At 44.8% G+C, this 344-nt stretch carries 1 pseudogene; it reads left to right on the forward strand.

Features of this window, described 5'->3' with window-relative positions:
- Window positions 1-344 (forward strand): annotated as a pseudogene (locus AAEZ03_RS26375) (hypothetical protein); the annotation flags it as partial.

The raw sequence follows: 344 nt of genomic DNA on the forward strand, positions 1-344 counted from the left end.
TGACAGTATCGTCCAAGAAATCGGTAACGATCTGAATGGCTATGTCTTAGAAGATGTGGCGATTGATTATTTAGAGCAAACGCCGAAAGCCTCACTAGATTCAAGCAATATCTTGGATGCTGAAGGTATCAAAAAGATTACTCAGCTAACAGCCTTCCAAAACGTCATCACTAACGAGCTTGAGCGTGACGAAGAGTTGGCCGTTAAAAAGAAAAACGTTGAGACCAAAGAGGCAATGCTGGAGCTTGAGCGTCAACAAGCCGATGCCGAAGCCAAACAGCAACGTGAAATCTCTTCTGTCATTGCGCGTGAGACAGCTGAGACGCGCAAAATTGAAGAAGAAG

This window comes from Pseudomonas sp. HY2-MNA-CIBAN-0224 (assembly GCF_040310285.1).
GTDB classification, from domain to species: Bacteria; Pseudomonadota; Gammaproteobacteria; order Pseudomonadales; family Pseudomonadaceae; genus Aquipseudomonas; species Aquipseudomonas helleri.